Origin of the sequence: Streptomyces sp. NBC_00726 (assembly GCF_045161735.1) — a bacterium.
GTDB lineage: Bacteria > Actinomycetota > Actinomycetes > Streptomycetales > Streptomycetaceae > Streptomyces.
This window is the reverse complement of record NZ_CP108983.1, coordinates 3,983,057-3,998,653: the sequence shown is the minus strand read 5'-3', so window position 1 is coordinate 3,998,653 and position 15,597 is coordinate 3,983,057. Positions and strand designations below refer to the sequence as shown.

Sequence of the window (15,597 nt, the reverse complement as noted above, 5' to 3'; positions counted from 1 at the left end):
CGCTGATATCGATCACGGCTCAGGACCCCGCGTTGACGTTGGCGAAGACGACGGCGGCGACCGCCAGGACCAGGGAACCGGCCAGCAGTGCGCTGAGGTAGGTCTGCACATTGCCGGTCTGGGCGCGGCGGACCGCCGTGCCGAGCCAGCGGGCGCCGGTGGCGGAGCCGCGTACGTAGGTCTCCACGACCTCGCGGTCCAGGAAGCGGACGAGGCGGGCCGCGGCCTGGACGGGGCGGACGAACAGCGCCGCGTACAGGGCGTCCAGGTGGAAGCCGGTGGCCGCGTGGCGGTGGAGCGGGCCGAGCAGCAGGCGTCCGGGGTCGGCGGGGTCGGGGGCGTCCCCGGCCGGGCCGTAGGCGGCGGTGCGGGCCTCGATCGCCTCGATCTCCACGAGAGCCGGTTCGGCGTCCGGGTGGGCGACGACCGAGCCCATGGGGACGCGGGCGGCGAGCGCGGTGGTGTGGCGCCAGGCCGCGTAGGTGACCAGTCCGCCGACGAGGCCGACGCCGGTGGACAGGACGGCGGTGGTCAGCGAGGGGACGAGGCGGTGGCCGTCGAACCAGTCGCCGATGACGCCGACGCTCAGCCCGAGGGCGATGGTCGGGACGGCCAGGACCCAGAGGACGGCGGTCATGGCGGCGGGCTGCCTGCCGTGGTCGGGGGCCTCGGCGCCCCGGCCCCGGAAGGCGAGGAGCCAGAGCCGGGTGGCGTAGCCGGCGGTGAGCACGGCGGCCAGCAGCCCGGCGACGAGGACCGTCCAGCCGGCGGCGGCCGGGGCGACGTGCCGGTCGCCGAGGGCGGTGTGCTCGGCGGCGACGAGGACGGCTTCCTTGGAGAAGAAGCCGGCGAACGGGGGGATGGCGGCGAGCGCGAGCAGCGCGACGGTCATCGTCCAGTAGGCGTCCGGGATGCGGCGGGCGAGGCCGCCCATCCGGGACATGGCGGCCAGTGAGTTGGTGCCGGCGGCGTGGATGACGACGCCGGCCGCGAGGAAGAGGACCGCCTTGAAGGCACCGTGCGAGACGAGGTGGAAGACGGCGGCCCCCCGGTCGCCGACGGCCAGGGCGCCCGACATGTAGCCGAGCTGCCCGATGGTCGAGTAGGCGAGGACGCGCTTGATGTCGTCCTGGGCGAGCGCGGCGAGCCCGGACCCGATCATCGTGACGGCCGCCATCACGGCGAGGACGACGAGGGCGGCGCCGGAGGCCGCGAAGACGGGGAGGAGGCGGGCGACGAAGTAGATGCCGGCGGCGACCATCGTCGCCGCGTGGATCAGCGCCGAGACGGGGGTGGGGCCGGCCATGGCGTCGGGCAGCCAGGTGTGCAGGGGGAACTGCGCGGACTTGCCCGCGACCCCGGCCAGGAGGAGGAGCGCGATGAGGGTGGGGTGATCGAGGCCGCCGTGGGCGACGGCGCCCAGGATGCGGGTGATGCGGAAGGAGCCGGTGTCGGCGGCGAGCGCGAACAGGCCGATGAGGAAGGGGACGTCGCCCAGCTTGGTGACCAGGAACGCCTTCAGGGACGCGGCGCGCGCCTCGGGCGTCTCCCAGTAGTGGCCGACCAGGAAGTACGAGCAGATGCCCATGACCTCCCAGCCGACCAGCAGCACCATCAGGTCGCCGGAGTAGACGACGAGCAGCATCGCGGAGGTGAAGAGGGAGACCAGCGCCGCGTACGAGGGGTAGCGGGGGTCGTCGCGCAGATAGGCGGTCGAGTAGATCTGCACGCAGCTCGCGACCAGGGCGACCAGCACGGCGACGAGGACGGCGAAGCCGTCGAGGTGCAGCGCGAGGTCGATGGGGACGGAGCCGGTGGGGGTGAGCTGGGTCGCCGCGTCGATGGCCCGGCCGCCGCCCTGGCGCGCGGCGACGGTGGCCGCGAGGACGAGCGAGACGAGGGAGGGCAGTACGGCGAGCGGGCGCACGTATTCGGGTGCGGTGCGGCCGAGGAGCAGTCCGGCCGCCGCGCCCAGGAACGGGAGGAGGGGGACGAGGACGGCGAGGGTCGTGGTGGTCACGGGGTGGCCTCCGCCTTCTTTGCCTTCCCTGCCGCGGCAGTGGCCTGGTCTTCGGGGCGGTCGGTGTCCGCCGGGGCGTCGTCCTCGTCGTCGCCGGCCGGGACGGTCTCGGCCTCGTCGGTCTCGGCGGTGTCGCGGAGCCGGTCGATGTCGGAGCTGCCCCGGTTGCGGTAGACGGCGAGGACGATCGCCAGGCCGATGCCGATCTCCGCCGCCGCGATGGCGATGGTGAACAGGGTGAGGGCCTGGCCGGAGTGCAGGCGGTCGCGGAGCCAGACGTCGAACGCGACCAGGTTGAGGTTGACGGCGTTGAGCATCAGCTCGACGGACATCAGCACGAGGATCGCGTTGCGGCGGGCGAGGACTCCGTACAGCCCGGTGCAGAAGAGGAGGGCGGCGAGCACCGCGGGATAGGCGAGATGCATCAGCGCGTGGCCTCTCGGTTGCTCGGGTCCTGCCGGCCGGTGGCCCCGGCGTCGGCCCGGCCGCCCTTGCGGGAGAGGACGATCGCGCCGACCAGGGCGGCGAGCAGGAGGACGGAGAGCGCTTCGAAGGGGAGCACCCAGTTGCGGAAGAGGAAGGCGCCGGTGACCTCGGTGGAGCCCTGGGCGGGCCCGTCCAGCTCGATCCACGTCGTGCGGAAGGCGTCCACGACGACCCAGACCAGGACGCCGGCGGAGGCGGCGGCGACCGCGAGGGCGGCCCACCGGTTCTCCGAGTCGGCGTCCGGGGAGCGGCCGACCGGGGCCCTGGTGAGCATCAGCCCGAACAGGAGGAGGACGACGACGGAACCCACGTAGATCAGTACCTGCACCCAGGCGATGAACTCCGCCGTGAGCAGGAGGTACTCGACGGCGAGGCCGCCGAGCGCCACGATCAGCCAGAGGGCGGCGTGCACCAGCTGCCTGGTCGTGACGGTCACCAGAGCCGCGCCGAGGGTGGCGATGCCGACGAGGACGAAGGCGATCTCGACGCCTGTCGGGGAGAGGAAGCCGGGGGCCGCCGGGGCGGCCGCCGCGAGGGCGGTGATCACGCGTTGCCCTCCTGCCCCGTGTCCTGCTCCTGCTCCTGCCGGACGCGCTCCTGCTCCCGCTCCTGCTGGGCGCGCTCCTGCTCCTGCTGGGCTCGGAGCTTGTCGGCCGTCTTGCGGGCCGCGGCGAGTTCCTTCGGTTCCTCGGCGCGCGGGTCGAGCGCGGGCGGTTCCGGGACCGTCCACATCCAGTCGCGCAGCTTGTCGCGCTCATGGGTGAGGTCCAGGATGTCCGTCTCCGCGTACTCGAACTCCGGCGACCAGAACAGCGCGTCGAACGGGCAGACCTCGATGCAGATGCCGCAGTACATGCAGAGCGAGAAGTCGATCGCGAAGCGGTCGAGGACGTTGCGGCTGCGTTCGCGGCCGCCCGGGGCCGCGGCCGGCACCGTCTCCTTGTGGGAGTCGATGTAGATGCACCAGTCGGGGCACTCGCGGGCGCACAGCATGCAGACCGTGCAGTTCTCCTCGAACAGCGCGATGACGCCGCGCGAGCGGGGCGGCAGTTCGGGCTGCACGTCCGGGTACTGGGCGGTGACGGTCTTCTTCGTCATCGTCCGCAGGGTGACGGCGAGGCCCTTGGCCAGACCTGAGCCGGGGATCGGGGGCACTAGTTGATCGCCACCTTCACGATGCCGGTGAGCGCGATCTGCGCGAGAGCGAGCGGGATGAGGGTCGTCCAGGCGAGCTTCTGCAACTGGTCCTCGCGCAGCCGCGGGTAGGTCACGCGCAGCCAGATCACGACGAACGCGAGGATGCCGGTCTTCAGCAGGGTCCACACCCAGCCGAGTCCGTCGGCGCCCAGCGGGCCGTGCCAGCCGCCGAGGAAGAGGACCGTGGTCAGCCCGCAGAGCACGACGATGCCGGCGTACTCGGCGAGCAGGAACAGCGCGAAGCGGAGGCCGGTGTACTCGGTGTACGCGCCGAAGATGATCTCCGAGTCGGCGACCGGCATGTCGAACGGGGGGCGCTGGAGTTCGGCGAGTCCGGCCACGAAGAAGACCAGGGCGCCGGTGATCTGCCAGGGCAGCCACCACCACGCGAACGCGTCCAGGATGCCGGGCAGCGAGACCGTGCCCGCCGCCATCGCCACCGAGGCGGCGGCGAGCAGCATCGGCAGCTCGTACGCGAGGAGTTGCGCGGCGGTGCGGAGGCCGCCGAGCAGGGAGAACTTGTTGGCCGACGCCCAGCCGGCCATCAGCGAGCCGAGTACGCCCACGCCCATCACGGCGAGCACGAAGAAGATGCCCGCGTCGACGACCTGGCCGACCGCGCCCTCGCCCGGGCCGATCGGGATCGCGACCAGCACGAGCAGATACGGGAGGAGGGCCACGGCCGGCGCCAGGCGGAAGACCTTGCGGTCGGCGCCGGCGGGGACGATGTCCTCCTTCTGCGCGAACTTGACGCCGTCGGCGACGAGCTGGGCCCAGCCGTGGAAGCCGCCGGCGTACATGGGGCCCAGGCGGCCCTGCATGTGGGCCATGACCTTGTGTTCGGTCTGGCCGACGACGAGGGGGAGGACCATGAAGACGGCGAAGACGATGACGATGCGGAGGGTGACGTCCAGGGCGTCGTTCACGCTTGACCGCCTCCGTTGTCGGGGGTGTCGGGTCGGACCGGGGGCTGGTTCTCCGGCGCGTCGCGCCACGGGGCGTCCGCCGCCGGACGGGCCCCCGGCGCACTCTGGCTCGCCGAGCCCTGGGACGCGCTGCGGGTGCGACGGGGGCGGGGTTCCGCCGGGGCCGTCGGCGTCGCGTCGCCCGCCGTGCGGGCCCGCCTTGCCGGGCGCGCCGGAGCCGGCGGCAGCTGGCCCTTGAGAGGGCCCCACTCGTTCGGGTCCGGGACGCCCGGGGGAAGCATCGTGCGGCGCTTCGGGCCGCCGTGGTCCGACTCACCCGGTTCCTTCGCGCCCGGCCATGCCTTCGCCACGCGGGCGGCCAGCACGAAGTCCTTGCGGAGGGGGTGGCCCTCGAAGTTCTCGGGGAGGAGGAGCGGGACCAGGTTCGGGTGGCCCTCGAAGACGACGCCGAACATCTCGTGCGTCTCGCGTTCGTGCCAGGCGGCGCCCGCGTACACACCGGTCGCGGTCGGCAGGGCCGGGGCCTCGTGCGGCACCGTCGTGCGCAGCAGAAGGCGGCGGACGCCGGAGCCGGCCGACGGCAGTGCCGCCACATGCGCGCACACCCGGAAGCCCATGCCCGGTTCGTCCACCGCGCTCAGCCAGTCGAAGTACGTGCAGCCGAGGGCGTCCCGGGCGGTCTCCAGGGCGGTGATCCACGCGGTGGGCGGAACGTCGACCGTGAGGAGGTCGTACGCCCGCTCGGCGGTGGCGTCGTCGCCGAAGACCTCGGCGACGGCGTCCGGAAGGCGGTCGAAGGCGGCGGTCACTTGTCCTCCCCCGCGGCCGGAGGCGAAGTCACCAGGCCGCTGCGCAGCGCCTCCGTGGACGGGCGGGCGCCCGCGGCAGCCGCGTAACGCTCCCCCAGCGACTCGCGCGCGATCTTCTCCTGAAGCTTCAGGATGCCCTGGAGCAGCGCCTCGGGGCGGGGCGGGCAGCCGGGGACGTAGACGTCGACGGGGATGATCTGGTCGACGCCCTTCGTGACGGAGTACGAGTCCCAGTACGGGCCGCCGCAGTTGGAGCAGGCGCCGAAGGAGATGACGTACTTGGGCTCGGGCATCTGCTCGTACAGGCGCTTGACCGCCGGGGCCATCTTGTCCGTCACCGTGCCGGAGACGATCATCAGGTCGGCCTGGCGCGGGCCCGGCGCGAAGGGGATGACGCCGAGCCGGATGAAGTCGTGGCGCGCCATGGAGGCGGCGATGAATTCGATGGCGCAGCAGGCGAGTCCGAAGTTGAAGACCCAGAGGCTGTAGCGGCGGCCCCAGTTGAGGACCACCTTCATCGGTTCCGGCGCGAGCCTGGACAGGACGCCCAGGCGCTTCGGTTCCGGGAGGAACGTGGGTACGGCGGCGGGTTCGTCCCCCGCCCCGGCCGACGACGGGCTCGTCACGTCCATTCGAGGACGCCCTTCTTCCATGCGTAGAGCAGTCCCACGGCCAGGAAACCGAGGAAGATGAACATTTCCACCAGCGTGGTCGCGCCGTAGCCCGGCGCCGCGAAGACCGTCGCCCAGGGGAACAGGAAGATCGAGTCGACGGCGAAGATCACGTACAGGAAGGCGTACACGTAGTAGCGGACCTGGGTGTGCGCCCAGCCCTCCCCCACCGGGTCCACGCCGCACTCGTAGGTGAGCAGCTTCTCCGGCGTCGGGACCACCGGCCGCAGCAGCCGGCCCGCGCCGAAGGCGACGGCGACGAACAGGACGCCCACCAGGGCGAGGAGTCCGACCACCGAGTAGCTGTGGAAGTAGTCCGACGACGCGAGCACCGTCCGCGCCGGTGTCGATGCCGCACCGGGAAGACCCGTCACGTCCGCCCCTCGCTCCCTAGCCCCGTCCGAAGCCCCGTCCACGATCTGTACGCACGGGAGTCTAGGCCCTGTAAAGGGCGGGTAAGCAGTTGCGTCGGGCAACGGACGGGGAACGAGAGCGGGACGGGTGGGGCACGAGTGGGGTGCGAGGTGGGGCACGGGTGGGGATATCCCTACTTCACCTCACCCACGAGCCCCATGGCATCCGCCCCGCGCGCCCGGCAGGCTTGTCGTATGACCATGAGCCCCCAGGTGCCCGCCCACGACGGGCCGCCCCCCGTCCGCTTCGCCTTCGGCCGGTGGACGTGGAAGGAGGTCGCGCACCTTCTTTCCAACCTGCCGATGGCGATCGTCGGATTTGTTTACACAGTGTTGATGATCGCGATCGGCGTGGGCCTCGCGGTCACCGTCATCGGTCTGCCGCTGCTGGCCGCCGGACTCCAGGGGTCCCGGCTGATCGGCCGCGCCGAGCGCGCCCGCGCCCGCAAGCTGCTGGGGGTCGCGGTCGAGGAGCCGAGCCCGCCGGCCCGGGGCCGCCAGGACGACGGGTTCTTCGTGTGGCTGTGGACCAGCCTGCGCGACCCGGTCGCCTGGCGGGCGGCCCTGTACTCGTTCGTACGGCTGCCGTGGGGCATCCTCACCTTCGCCGTGACGCTCGTCTGCCTCATCGTGTGGCCGGCGCTCCCCTATGCGGCGCGGCTGATGGGCAACGCGGACCGGGCCATGGTGCGCGGGCTGCTGTCCCCCTCCGACGACCTGGAACGCCGCATCGCGGAGCTGGAGTCGGACCGGGGCGTGGTGGTCGACACGGCCGCCGCGGACCTGCGTCGCATCGAACGGGACCTGCACGACGGGGCGCAGGCCCGGCTGGTCGCCCTCGCGATGGGCCTCGGCCTGGCCAAGGAGAAGCTGACGGACGACCCGGAGGCGGCCGCGCGGATGGTGGACGAGGCGCACGGCGAGGTGAAGGTCGCCCTCCAGGAGCTGCGCGACCTCGCCCGGGGCATCCACCCCGCCGTCCTCACCGACCGCGGCCTGGACGCCGCCCTCTCCGCCGTCGCTTCGCGCTGCACCGTGCCCGTCACCGTACGGGTGGATCTTCCGGGGCGCCCGGCGCAGGCCATCGAGGGCATCGCGTACTTCACCGTCTCCGAACTCCTCCAGAACGTCAGCAAGCACAGCGGGGCCCGTACGGCGTCCGTCGACGTGTGGCGTACGGGCGACCGGCTGCTGATCCAGGTCGGCGACGACGGCCGGGGCGGGGCCTCGATGGACGGCGGTACGGGCATGGCGGGGCTCGCCGAGCGGCTGGACGCCGTGGACGGGGTCTTCGTACTCGAATCGCCCGCCGGCGGCCCGACGACCGTCACGGCGGAGCTGCCGTGGCGCGACCGGGGCGCGGAGAAGAGCGCGCCCGGGGCGCGCAGCGCGTAAGGGGTGGGGAAAACCCCCGGTCCGAGACGGATACCGCCCTCATGGTGCGACGGCGCACGACCCAGCACCCTAGAAGTACAGAACGCACGCACCTCCACAGACGCACGCGCATTCACAGACGCACGCACCTTCACGGACGCGGAAGAAACGGACGGAACCCCATGGCCACGGCATACGGACCGGACACACGGGACCCTCAGCGGTCGGGCAGCGGTCTCGGGGACGGTCCCGCGCGGCGGCACGTCCTGCCTGCCGCGCTGCGGGCGCCGCTGGAGGCCAGGACCTGGCGCGAGTTCTGCTATCTGCTGCTGAGCCTGCCGATCAGCATCGTGCTCTTCACCTTCGCGATCACCATGTTCTCGCTGAGCGCCGGGCTCCTCGTCACCTTCCTCGGCATCCCGGTGCTCGCAGCGGGCCTGGTCCTGTGCCGGGGCTTCGGGATGCTGGAGCGGACCCGGGCGCGGGCGCTGCTGCGGGTGGACGTGGCCGATCCGGCGCCGGTGCGCGGCCGCAAGCGCGGGCTGATGTCCTGGATCGGCGCGGTCCTGAAGAGCGGGGTGTCCTGGCGGCACCTGCTGTACACGCTGCTGCACTTCCCGTGGGCGGTCTTCGCGTTCTGCGTCGCGCTGCCGCTCCAGCTGTGGGGCTGGGCGGCCCTCACCTACCCGCTGTGGCACTGGTTCGTGCCCGCGCACGCCGGCGTCGCGGGCATCCAGCTGTACGGGGACGACCAGCACGAGATCTATCTCGACTCGGGCGTCGATCTCGCGCTGACCGCCGGGCTCGGCCTGGGCATCGTCCTCGTCACCCCCTGGGTGATCCGGGGCCTGGCGACCGTCGACCGGCTGATGGTGGCGGGGCTGCTGAGCCCGTCCCGGCTGGCCGAGCGCGTCACGGAGCTGGAGTCCGACCGGGGGGTCGTCGTGGACACCGCCGCCGCGGACCTGCGTCGCATCGAACGGGACCTGCACGACGGGGCGCAGGCCCGGCTGGTCGCCCTCGCCATGGACCTGGGCCTGGCCAAGGAAAAGCTGACGGACGACCCGGAGGCGGCGGCGCGGATGGTGGACGAGGCGCACGGCGAGGTGAAGGTCGCCCTCCAGGAGCTGCGCGACCTCGCCCGGGGCATCCACCCCGCCGTCCTCACCGACCGCGGCCTGGACGCCGCCCTCTCCGCCGTCGCCTCGCGCTGCACCGTGCCCGTCACCGTGGAGGTGGACCTCCCGTCCCGCCCCGCGCAGGCCATCGAGGGCATCGCGTACTTCACCGTCTCCGAACTCCTCCAGAACATCAGCAAGCACTCCGGCGCCACCCGCGCCTCGGTCGACGTGTGGCGCACCGAGGACCGCCTCCTCCTCCAGGTGACCGACGACGGCCGCGGCGGCGCCGACCCGGCGTCGGGCAGCGGGCTCGCCGGGCTCACCGAGCGGCTGGACGCCGTCGACGGGGTCCTGGTCGTCGACTCGCCGGCGGGCGGCCCGACGAAGGTCACCGCGGAGCTGCCCTGGCGCGGCTGACCGCAGGCCCCCGGCACGGCACTTATCGGGTCAACCCCGCGAACGCTCGCGACGTCACTGCCGTTACTGGGATGCTGGACGGCGTACGGGCCGTGCCGGCGAGCGAGCAGCAGTGGGGGAAACAGCGTCGTGGAGGACAGGGTGCGCGTGGTCATCGCCGAGGATTCGGTACTGCTCCGGGAGGGACTGACCCGGTTGCTGACCGATCTCGGGCATGACGTCGTCGCGGGCGTCGGGGACGCGGAGGCGCTGATCAAGACGATCGGCGACCTCGCGGGGCAGGACGCGCTGCCGGATGTGGTGGTCGCGGATGTGCGGATGCCCCCGACTCACACCGACGAGGGCGTGCGGGCCGCGGTGCGGCTGCGCCGGGAGTACCCGGGGATCGGGGTGCTGGTCCTGTCGCAGTACGTGGAGGAGCAGTACGCCACCGAGCTGCTGGCCGGGTCCAGCCGGGGCGTCGGGTATCTGCTGAAGGACCGGGTCGCCGAGGTCCGGGAGTTCGTGGACGCGGTGGTCCGGGTGGCGCAGGGCGGTACGGCGCTGGACCCGGAGGTGGTGGCGCAGCTGCTGGGCCGCAGCCGGAAGCAGGACGTGCTGGCCGGGCTGACGCCGCGTGAGCGCGAGGTGCTGGGCCTGATGGCGGAGGGGCGTACGAACTCCGCGGTGGCCAAGCAGCTGGTGGTGAGCGACGGGGCGGTCGAGAAGCACGTCAGCAACATCTTCCAGAAGCTGGGCCTGGCCCCGAGCGAGGGCGACCACCGCCGGGTGCTGGCCGTACTCACGTATCTGAACTCCTGACGGGCTCCGGCTCCCCTGGCCCGGCGCGCCCGGCCAGGGGAGCCGGGCGGCTGATGGATCATGGCCGGGCGGTACCGGAAAGGTCCCCGCATGCCATACGCGAACGTGCCGAATCGCGTCTCAAATTGCCGTCCATCATGTGATCTGCCGGAGGAAGGCGACCCTTACGGACGTAGGGTGGGCGGGGGACCTCCGGCGGGCCGGACGGTTCCGAGCCACCGTGCCGAGGGAGGTCCAGTAAGTGACCAGCCAGGTCAGTAGCCCAGCCGAGCAGGCCGATGAGGCCGGCGAGGCGCTCGTAGGGGGACAGCGCGCCCCCCAGTCCGCAGCCGCGGGAAGCGGCGAGAAAGAAGTCCGTCGTCTGGACCGGGTCATCATCCGCTTCGCGGGCGACTCGGGTGACGGCATGCAGCTCACAGGTGACCGGTTCACCTCGGAGACGGCGTCCTTCGGGAACGACCTCTCCACGCTGCCGAACTTCCCCGCCGAGATCCGCGCCCCCGCAGGCACCCTGCCGGGGGTTTCTTCGTTCCAGCTCCACTTCGCCGACCACGACATCCTGACCCCGGGCGACGCGCCGAACGTGCTGGTCGCGATGAACCCGGCGGCGCTGAGGGCGAACATCGCGGATGTGCCGCGCGGGGCCGAAATCATCGTGAACACCGACGAGTTCACGAAACGGCCGATGGCGAAGGTGGGGTACGAGACCAACCCGCTGGAGGACGGCTCGCTGGAGGCGTACAACGTCCATCCGGTGCCGCTGACCACGCTCACGATCGAGGCGCTGAAGGAATTCGGGCTCTCCCGCAAGGAGGCCGAGCGTTCCAAGAACATGTTCGCGCTCGGGCTGCTGTCCTGGATGTACCACCGGCCGACCGAGGGCACCGAGGCGTTCCTGCGGGCGAAGTTCGCCAAGAAGCCGCAGATCGCCGAGGCGAACGTGGCCGCGTACCGGGCCGGGTGGAATTTCGGTGAGACGACGGAGGACTTCGCCGTCAGCTACGAGGTGGCGCCGGCCGCGCAGGCGTTCCCCGCGGGCACGTACCGGAACATCTCGGGGAACCTCGCCCTGTCCTACGGCCTGATCGCCGCGGGCCGCCAGGCGGACCTGCCGGTCTACCTCGGCTCGTACCCGATCACACCGGCCTCGGACATCCTGCACGAGCTGAGCCGGCACAAGAACTTCGGCGTGCGCACCTTCCAGGCCGAGGACGAGATCGCGGGCATCGGGGCCGCGCTGGGTGCCGCGTTCGGCGGTTCGCTCGCCGTGACGACGACCTCCGGGCCCGGGGTGGCGCTGAAGTCGGAGACCATCGGGCTCGCGGTCTCGCTGGAACTGCCGCTGCTCATCGTGGACATCCAGCGCGGCGGCCCGTCGACCGGGCTGCCCACCAAGACCGAGCAGGCGGACCTGCTCCAGGCGATGTACGGGCGCAACGGCGAGGCCCCGGTCCCGATCGTGGCCCCGCGCACCCCGGCCGACTGCTTCGACGCGGCGCTGGACGCGGCCCGGATCGCCCTGACCTACCGCACTCCGGTCTTCCTGCTCTCCGACGGCTATCTGGCCAACGGCTCCGAGCCCTGGCGCATCCCGGAGCCCGACCAGCTGCCCGATCTGCGCATCCAGTTCGCGGGCGGCCCGAATCACGAACTGGCCGACGGCACCGAGGTGTTCTGGCCGTACAAGCGCGACCCGCAGACGCTGGCGCGCCCGTGGGCGGTCCCGGGCACGCCCGGTCTCGAACACCGCATCGGCGGCATCGAGAAGCAGGACGGCACCGGCAACATCTCGTACGACCCCGCCAACCACGACTTCATGGTCCGCACCCGCCAGGCCAAGGTGGACGGCATCGAGGTCCCGGACCTGGAGGTCGACGACCCCGCCGAGGCCCGGACCCTGGTGCTCGGCTGGGGTTCGACGTACGGCCCGATCACCGCGGCGGTGCGCCGGCTGCGCTCCTCGGGGCGCTCCATCGCCCAGGCCCATCTGCGCCACATCAATCCGTTCCCGCGGAATCTGGGCGAGGTCCTGAAGCGTTACGACAAGGTGGTCGTCCCCGAGATGAACCTCGGTCAGCTGGCCACGCTCATCCGCGCCAAGTACCTGGTGGACGCGCACAGTTACAACCAGGTCAACGGCATGCCGTTCAAGGCCGAGCAGCTCGCGGCAGCTCTTGAGGAGGCCATCGATGCCTGAGGTGAACGAACTGCTCCAGCTGGTGCCCAAGGCCGAGGCGAAGCAGTCCATGAAGGACTTCAAGTCGGACCAGGAGGTGCGCTGGTGCCCCGGCTGCGGCGACTACGCGGTCCTCGCCGCCGTGCAGGGCTTCATGCCCGACCTCGGTCTGGCGAAGGAGAACATCGTCTTCATCTCCGGCATCGGCTGCTCCTCCCGCTTCCCGTACTACATGAACACGTACGGGATGCACTCGATCCACGGCCGCGCCCCGTCCATCGCGACCGGCCTGGCCACCTCGCGGCGCGACCTGTCGGTCTGGGTCGTCACGGGTGACGGCGACGCGCTGTCCATCGGCGGCAACCACCTGATCCACGCCCTGCGCCGCAATGTGAACCTCAAGATCCTGCTGTTCAACAACCGGATCTACGGGCTGACCAAGGGCCAGTACTCCCCCACCTCCGAGCTGGGCAAGATCACCAAGTCGACGCCGATGGGCTCGCTGGACGCCCCGTTCAACCCGGTGTCGCTGGCGATCGGCGCGGAGGCGTCGTTCGTGGCCCGGACCGTCGACTCGGACCGCAAGCACCTCACGAGCGTGCTGCGGGCCGCCGCCGACCACCCGGGCACGGCGCTGGTGGAGATCTACCAGAACTGCAACATCTTCAACGACGGCGCGTTCGAGATCCTGAAGGACAAGGACCAGGCGCAGGAGGCGGTGATCCGCCTGGAGCACGGGCAGCCGATCGTCTTCGGCGCGGAGGGTTCGAAGGGTGTCGTACGGGACTCGCTGACCGGTGACCTCAAGGTCGTCGCGGTCACCGAGGACAACAAGTCGCAGATCCTCGTCCACGACGCGCACGCGCCGAGCCCCACGACGGCGTTCGCGCTGTCCCGGCTCGCCGACGCGGACACGCTGCACCACACCCCGATCGGGGTGCTGCGCAGCGTGGAGCGGCCGGTGTACGACACGACGATGGCCGAGCAGCTGGACACGGCCGTGGAGCGGCACGGCAAGGGCGACCTGGCGGCGCTGCTCGCCGGGAACGACCACTGGACCGTGGTCGGCTGACGTCTTACGCCGGAGCGCGCCGGACCTGCCCTCACGGGCGGGACCGGCGCGCTTTCGCGTAGGTCACACCTCGTACACTTTCTTTTAGTTAGCGCATTCCATAAGGTGGTGTGAGAACGAAGCGCCCGAACGAGGAGATACCCCCCATGAGCATCGTCGTCACCGGAGCCACCGGAGCACTCGGCCGGCTCGTCGTGGACCACCTGCTGGCCACCGTCCCCGCCGCCGAGGTCGCCGCCGTGGTCCGCGACAAGGAGAAGGCCGCCGCCCTCGCCGCCCGGGGCGTCGAGCTGCGCATCGCCGACTACGACCGCCCCGAGACCCTGGCGGACGCCTTCCGCGCCGGCGACCGGGTCCTCCTCATCTCCGGCAACCAGGTCGGCAGCCGCGTCCCCCAGCACGCGGCGGTCATCGACGCGGCCAGGGCGGCGGGCGTCGCCCAGCTCGCGTACACCGGGATTCTCGGCGGGCCGGAGGCCGACTTCACGCTGGCCGACGAGCACCGGGCGACCGAGCGGCTGATCCTGGACTCCGGCCTGCCGTACACCTTCCTGCGCAACGGCTGGTACACGGAGAACCAGACCGAGAACCTGGCCCCGGTCCTGGCGCACGGCGCGGTCGTCGCCAGCGCGGGCGAGGGCCGGATCGCCTACGCCTCCCGCGACGACTACGCGGCCGCGGCCGCCGCCGTCCTGACCGGCGAGGGCCACCTGAACCGCGCGTACGAGCTGAGCGGCGACACCGCGCTGTCCTACGCCGACTACGCGGCCGTGGTCGCGAAGGCCACCGGCAGGGAGATCGTCCACAACGACGTCCCGGCCGCCGTCCACCAGGAGATCCTGGCCGGCGCCGGGCTGCCCGAGGGCTTCGCGGCGATCCTGGTCGACGTGGACCAGGCCGTCCGGCGCGGCCGGCTGGCCGGCACCAGCGGCGATCTGGCCCGCCTGGCCGGCCGCCCGACCACCCCGGTGGCCGACACCGTCGCCGCCGCGGTCGCGGCGCTCTGACCCGTACGCCTCCGGTGTCATGACCGTCTGACGATACGGGCATGACACCGGGCCCCGGCGGCGCTACCTTCATGTGGTTGACGATCGAACGACAGCCGCCACCAGGAGGGCCCGTGCAGGGGACGAATGACCAGCGGGCCGGACTCCTCTCCGGCCTCGCCGCGTACGGGATGTGGGGCGCGGTCCCGCTGTACTGGCCGCTGCTGAAGCCGGCCGGGGCGGTCGAGATCCTGGCCCACCGCATGGTGTGGTCGCTCGGTGTGGTGGCGGTCCTGCTGCTGGTCCTGCGCCGGTGGTCCTGGATCGGCCCGCTGCTGCGGCAGCCGCGCAAGCTGGGGATGCTCTGCGTCGCCGCCTCCACGATCACCGTCAACTGGGGCCTGTACATCTGGGCCGTGAACAGCGGCCATGTGGTCGAGGCGTCCCTCGGCTACTTCATCAACCCGCTGGTCACCATCGCCATGGGCGTCCTGCTCCTGGGCGAGCGGCTGCGCCCGGCGCAGTGGGCGGCGGTCGCCACCGGCGTCGTGGCGGTCCTCGTGCTCGCCATCGGTTACGGGAAGCCGCCCTGGATCTCGCTGATCCTGGCGTTCTCCTTCGCGACGTACGGCCTCGTCAAGAAGAAGGTCGACATGGGCGGCCTGGAATCGCTCACCGTGGAGAGCGCCGTGCTCTTCCTGCCCGCGCTCGGCTATCTCATCTGGCTGGGCGCGCAGGGCACCTCGACCCTGACCTCCGAGGGCGCCGGGCACACCGCGCTCCTCGCCTCGACCGGCGTGGTCACGGCGGTGCCGCTGATCCTCTTCGGGGCCGCCGCGATCCGCATCCCGCTCTCGACCATCGGGCTGCTCCAGTACATGACCCCGATCGCCCAGTTCCTGCTGGGCGTCGCCTACTTTCACGAGGAGATGCCGCCGGAGCGGTGGGCCGGGTTCGGCCTGGTGTGGGCGGCGCTGATCGTCCTCACCTGGGACGCGCTGCGGACCGCCCGTCGCAACCGGGCCCGGACACAGGCGGCCCGGCTCGCCGCGACGGCGACGGCCGCACCGGCGGGCGCGGAGCGGACCCGGTCGCCGCAGACCTGAGCGAAAGCCCCGGCGCCGGGCC

Annotated in this window: 15 protein-coding genes; 7 read left to right on the top strand and 8 right to left on the bottom strand. The window is 71.9% G+C overall.

The window, feature by feature from the left end:
* Positions 1-19: 19 nt before the first annotated feature.
* Genes OG338_RS17950 through OG338_RS17915 form a run of 8 tightly spaced genes read right to left on the bottom strand, consistent with a single transcriptional unit; the run spans position 20 to position 6,483 of the window.
* The gene (locus OG338_RS17950; protein ID WP_405938299.1) at positions 20-2,020 is read right to left on the bottom strand and encodes an NADH-quinone oxidoreductase subunit L; all 2,001 of its coding nucleotides are present in this window, start codon (positions 2,018-2,020) and stop codon (positions 20-22) included.
* Positions 2,017-2,445: an NADH-quinone oxidoreductase subunit NuoK gene (gene nuoK / locus OG338_RS17945; protein WP_405938298.1), complete on the bottom strand. Its 429-nt coding sequence runs from the start codon at positions 2,443-2,445 to the stop codon at positions 2,017-2,019. The genes OG338_RS17950 and nuoK overlap by 4 nt, the downstream gene beginning before the upstream one ends.
* Positions 2,445-3,053, bottom strand: a complete 609-nt coding sequence (locus OG338_RS17940) for an NADH-quinone oxidoreductase subunit J (RefSeq protein WP_405938297.1) — start codon at positions 3,051-3,053, stop codon at positions 2,445-2,447. Before OG338_RS17940 ends, nuoK begins: the two co-directional genes overlap by 1 nt.
* Positions 3,050-3,661, bottom strand: a complete 612-nt coding sequence (locus tag OG338_RS17935) for a NuoI/complex I 23 kDa subunit family protein (protein WP_405938296.1) — start codon at positions 3,659-3,661, stop codon at positions 3,050-3,052. The genes OG338_RS17940 and OG338_RS17935 overlap by 4 nt, the downstream gene beginning before the upstream one ends.
* Entirely contained in the window at positions 3,661-4,629 is a 969-nt protein-coding gene (locus OG338_RS17930; RefSeq protein WP_405938295.1) for an NADH-quinone oxidoreductase subunit H, read from the bottom strand. Before OG338_RS17930 ends, OG338_RS17935 begins: the two co-directional genes overlap by 1 nt.
* Positions 4,626-5,438, bottom strand: coding sequence for an NADH-quinone oxidoreductase subunit C (locus OG338_RS17925; protein ID WP_405938294.1), 813 nt, complete (start codon positions 5,436-5,438; stop codon positions 4,626-4,628). Before OG338_RS17925 ends, OG338_RS17930 begins: the two co-directional genes overlap by 4 nt.
* The gene (locus tag OG338_RS17920; protein WP_405938293.1) at positions 5,435-6,070 is read right to left on the bottom strand and encodes an NADH-quinone oxidoreductase subunit B; all 636 of its coding nucleotides are present in this window, start codon (positions 6,068-6,070) and stop codon (positions 5,435-5,437) included. Before OG338_RS17920 ends, OG338_RS17925 begins: the two co-directional genes overlap by 4 nt.
* Entirely contained in the window at positions 6,061-6,483 is a 423-nt protein-coding gene (locus tag OG338_RS17915) for an NADH-quinone oxidoreductase subunit A (protein ID WP_376455720.1), read from the bottom strand. Before OG338_RS17915 ends, OG338_RS17920 begins: the two co-directional genes overlap by 10 nt.
* 234 nt (positions 6,484-6,717) lie before the next feature.
* Between OG338_RS17915 and OG338_RS17910 the strand changes: the two genes are divergently transcribed.
* From OG338_RS17910 to rarD, 7 genes are all read left to right on the top strand, one after another.
* Positions 6,718-7,917, top strand: coding sequence for a sensor histidine kinase (locus OG338_RS17910; protein ID WP_405938292.1), 1,200 nt, complete (start codon positions 6,718-6,720; stop codon positions 7,915-7,917).
* A 161-nt stretch (positions 7,918-8,078) separates the two neighbouring features.
* Positions 8,079-9,434 (top strand): sensor histidine kinase, encoded by a 1,356-nt coding sequence (locus OG338_RS17905; RefSeq protein ID WP_405938291.1) that lies wholly within the window; start codon positions 8,079-8,081, stop codon positions 9,432-9,434.
* A 141-nt stretch (positions 9,435-9,575) separates the two neighbouring features.
* A complete protein-coding gene (locus OG338_RS17900) occupies positions 9,576-10,235 on the top strand; it encodes a response regulator transcription factor (RefSeq protein WP_361024065.1) in 660 nt (219 codons plus the stop codon).
* 241 nt (positions 10,236-10,476) lie between these two features.
* Positions 10,477-12,432 (top strand): 2-oxoacid:acceptor oxidoreductase subunit alpha, encoded by a 1,956-nt coding sequence (locus tag OG338_RS17895; RefSeq protein ID WP_405938290.1) that lies wholly within the window; start codon positions 10,477-10,479, stop codon positions 12,430-12,432.
* Entirely contained in the window at positions 12,425-13,483 is a 1,059-nt protein-coding gene (locus tag OG338_RS17890) for a 2-oxoacid:ferredoxin oxidoreductase subunit beta (protein WP_405938289.1), read from the top strand. Before OG338_RS17895 ends, OG338_RS17890 begins: the two co-directional genes overlap by 8 nt.
* 146 nt (positions 13,484-13,629) lie before the next feature.
* Complete coding sequence (locus OG338_RS17885) at positions 13,630-14,490, top strand: SDR family oxidoreductase (RefSeq protein ID WP_405938288.1); 861 nt, start codon at positions 13,630-13,632, stop codon at positions 14,488-14,490.
* Positions 14,491-14,603: 113 nt separating this feature from the next.
* Positions 14,604-15,575: an EamA family transporter RarD gene (rarD, locus tag OG338_RS17880; protein ID WP_405938287.1), complete on the top strand. Its 972-nt coding sequence runs from the start codon at positions 14,604-14,606 to the stop codon at positions 15,573-15,575.
* Positions 15,576-15,597: the final 22 nt, after the last annotated feature.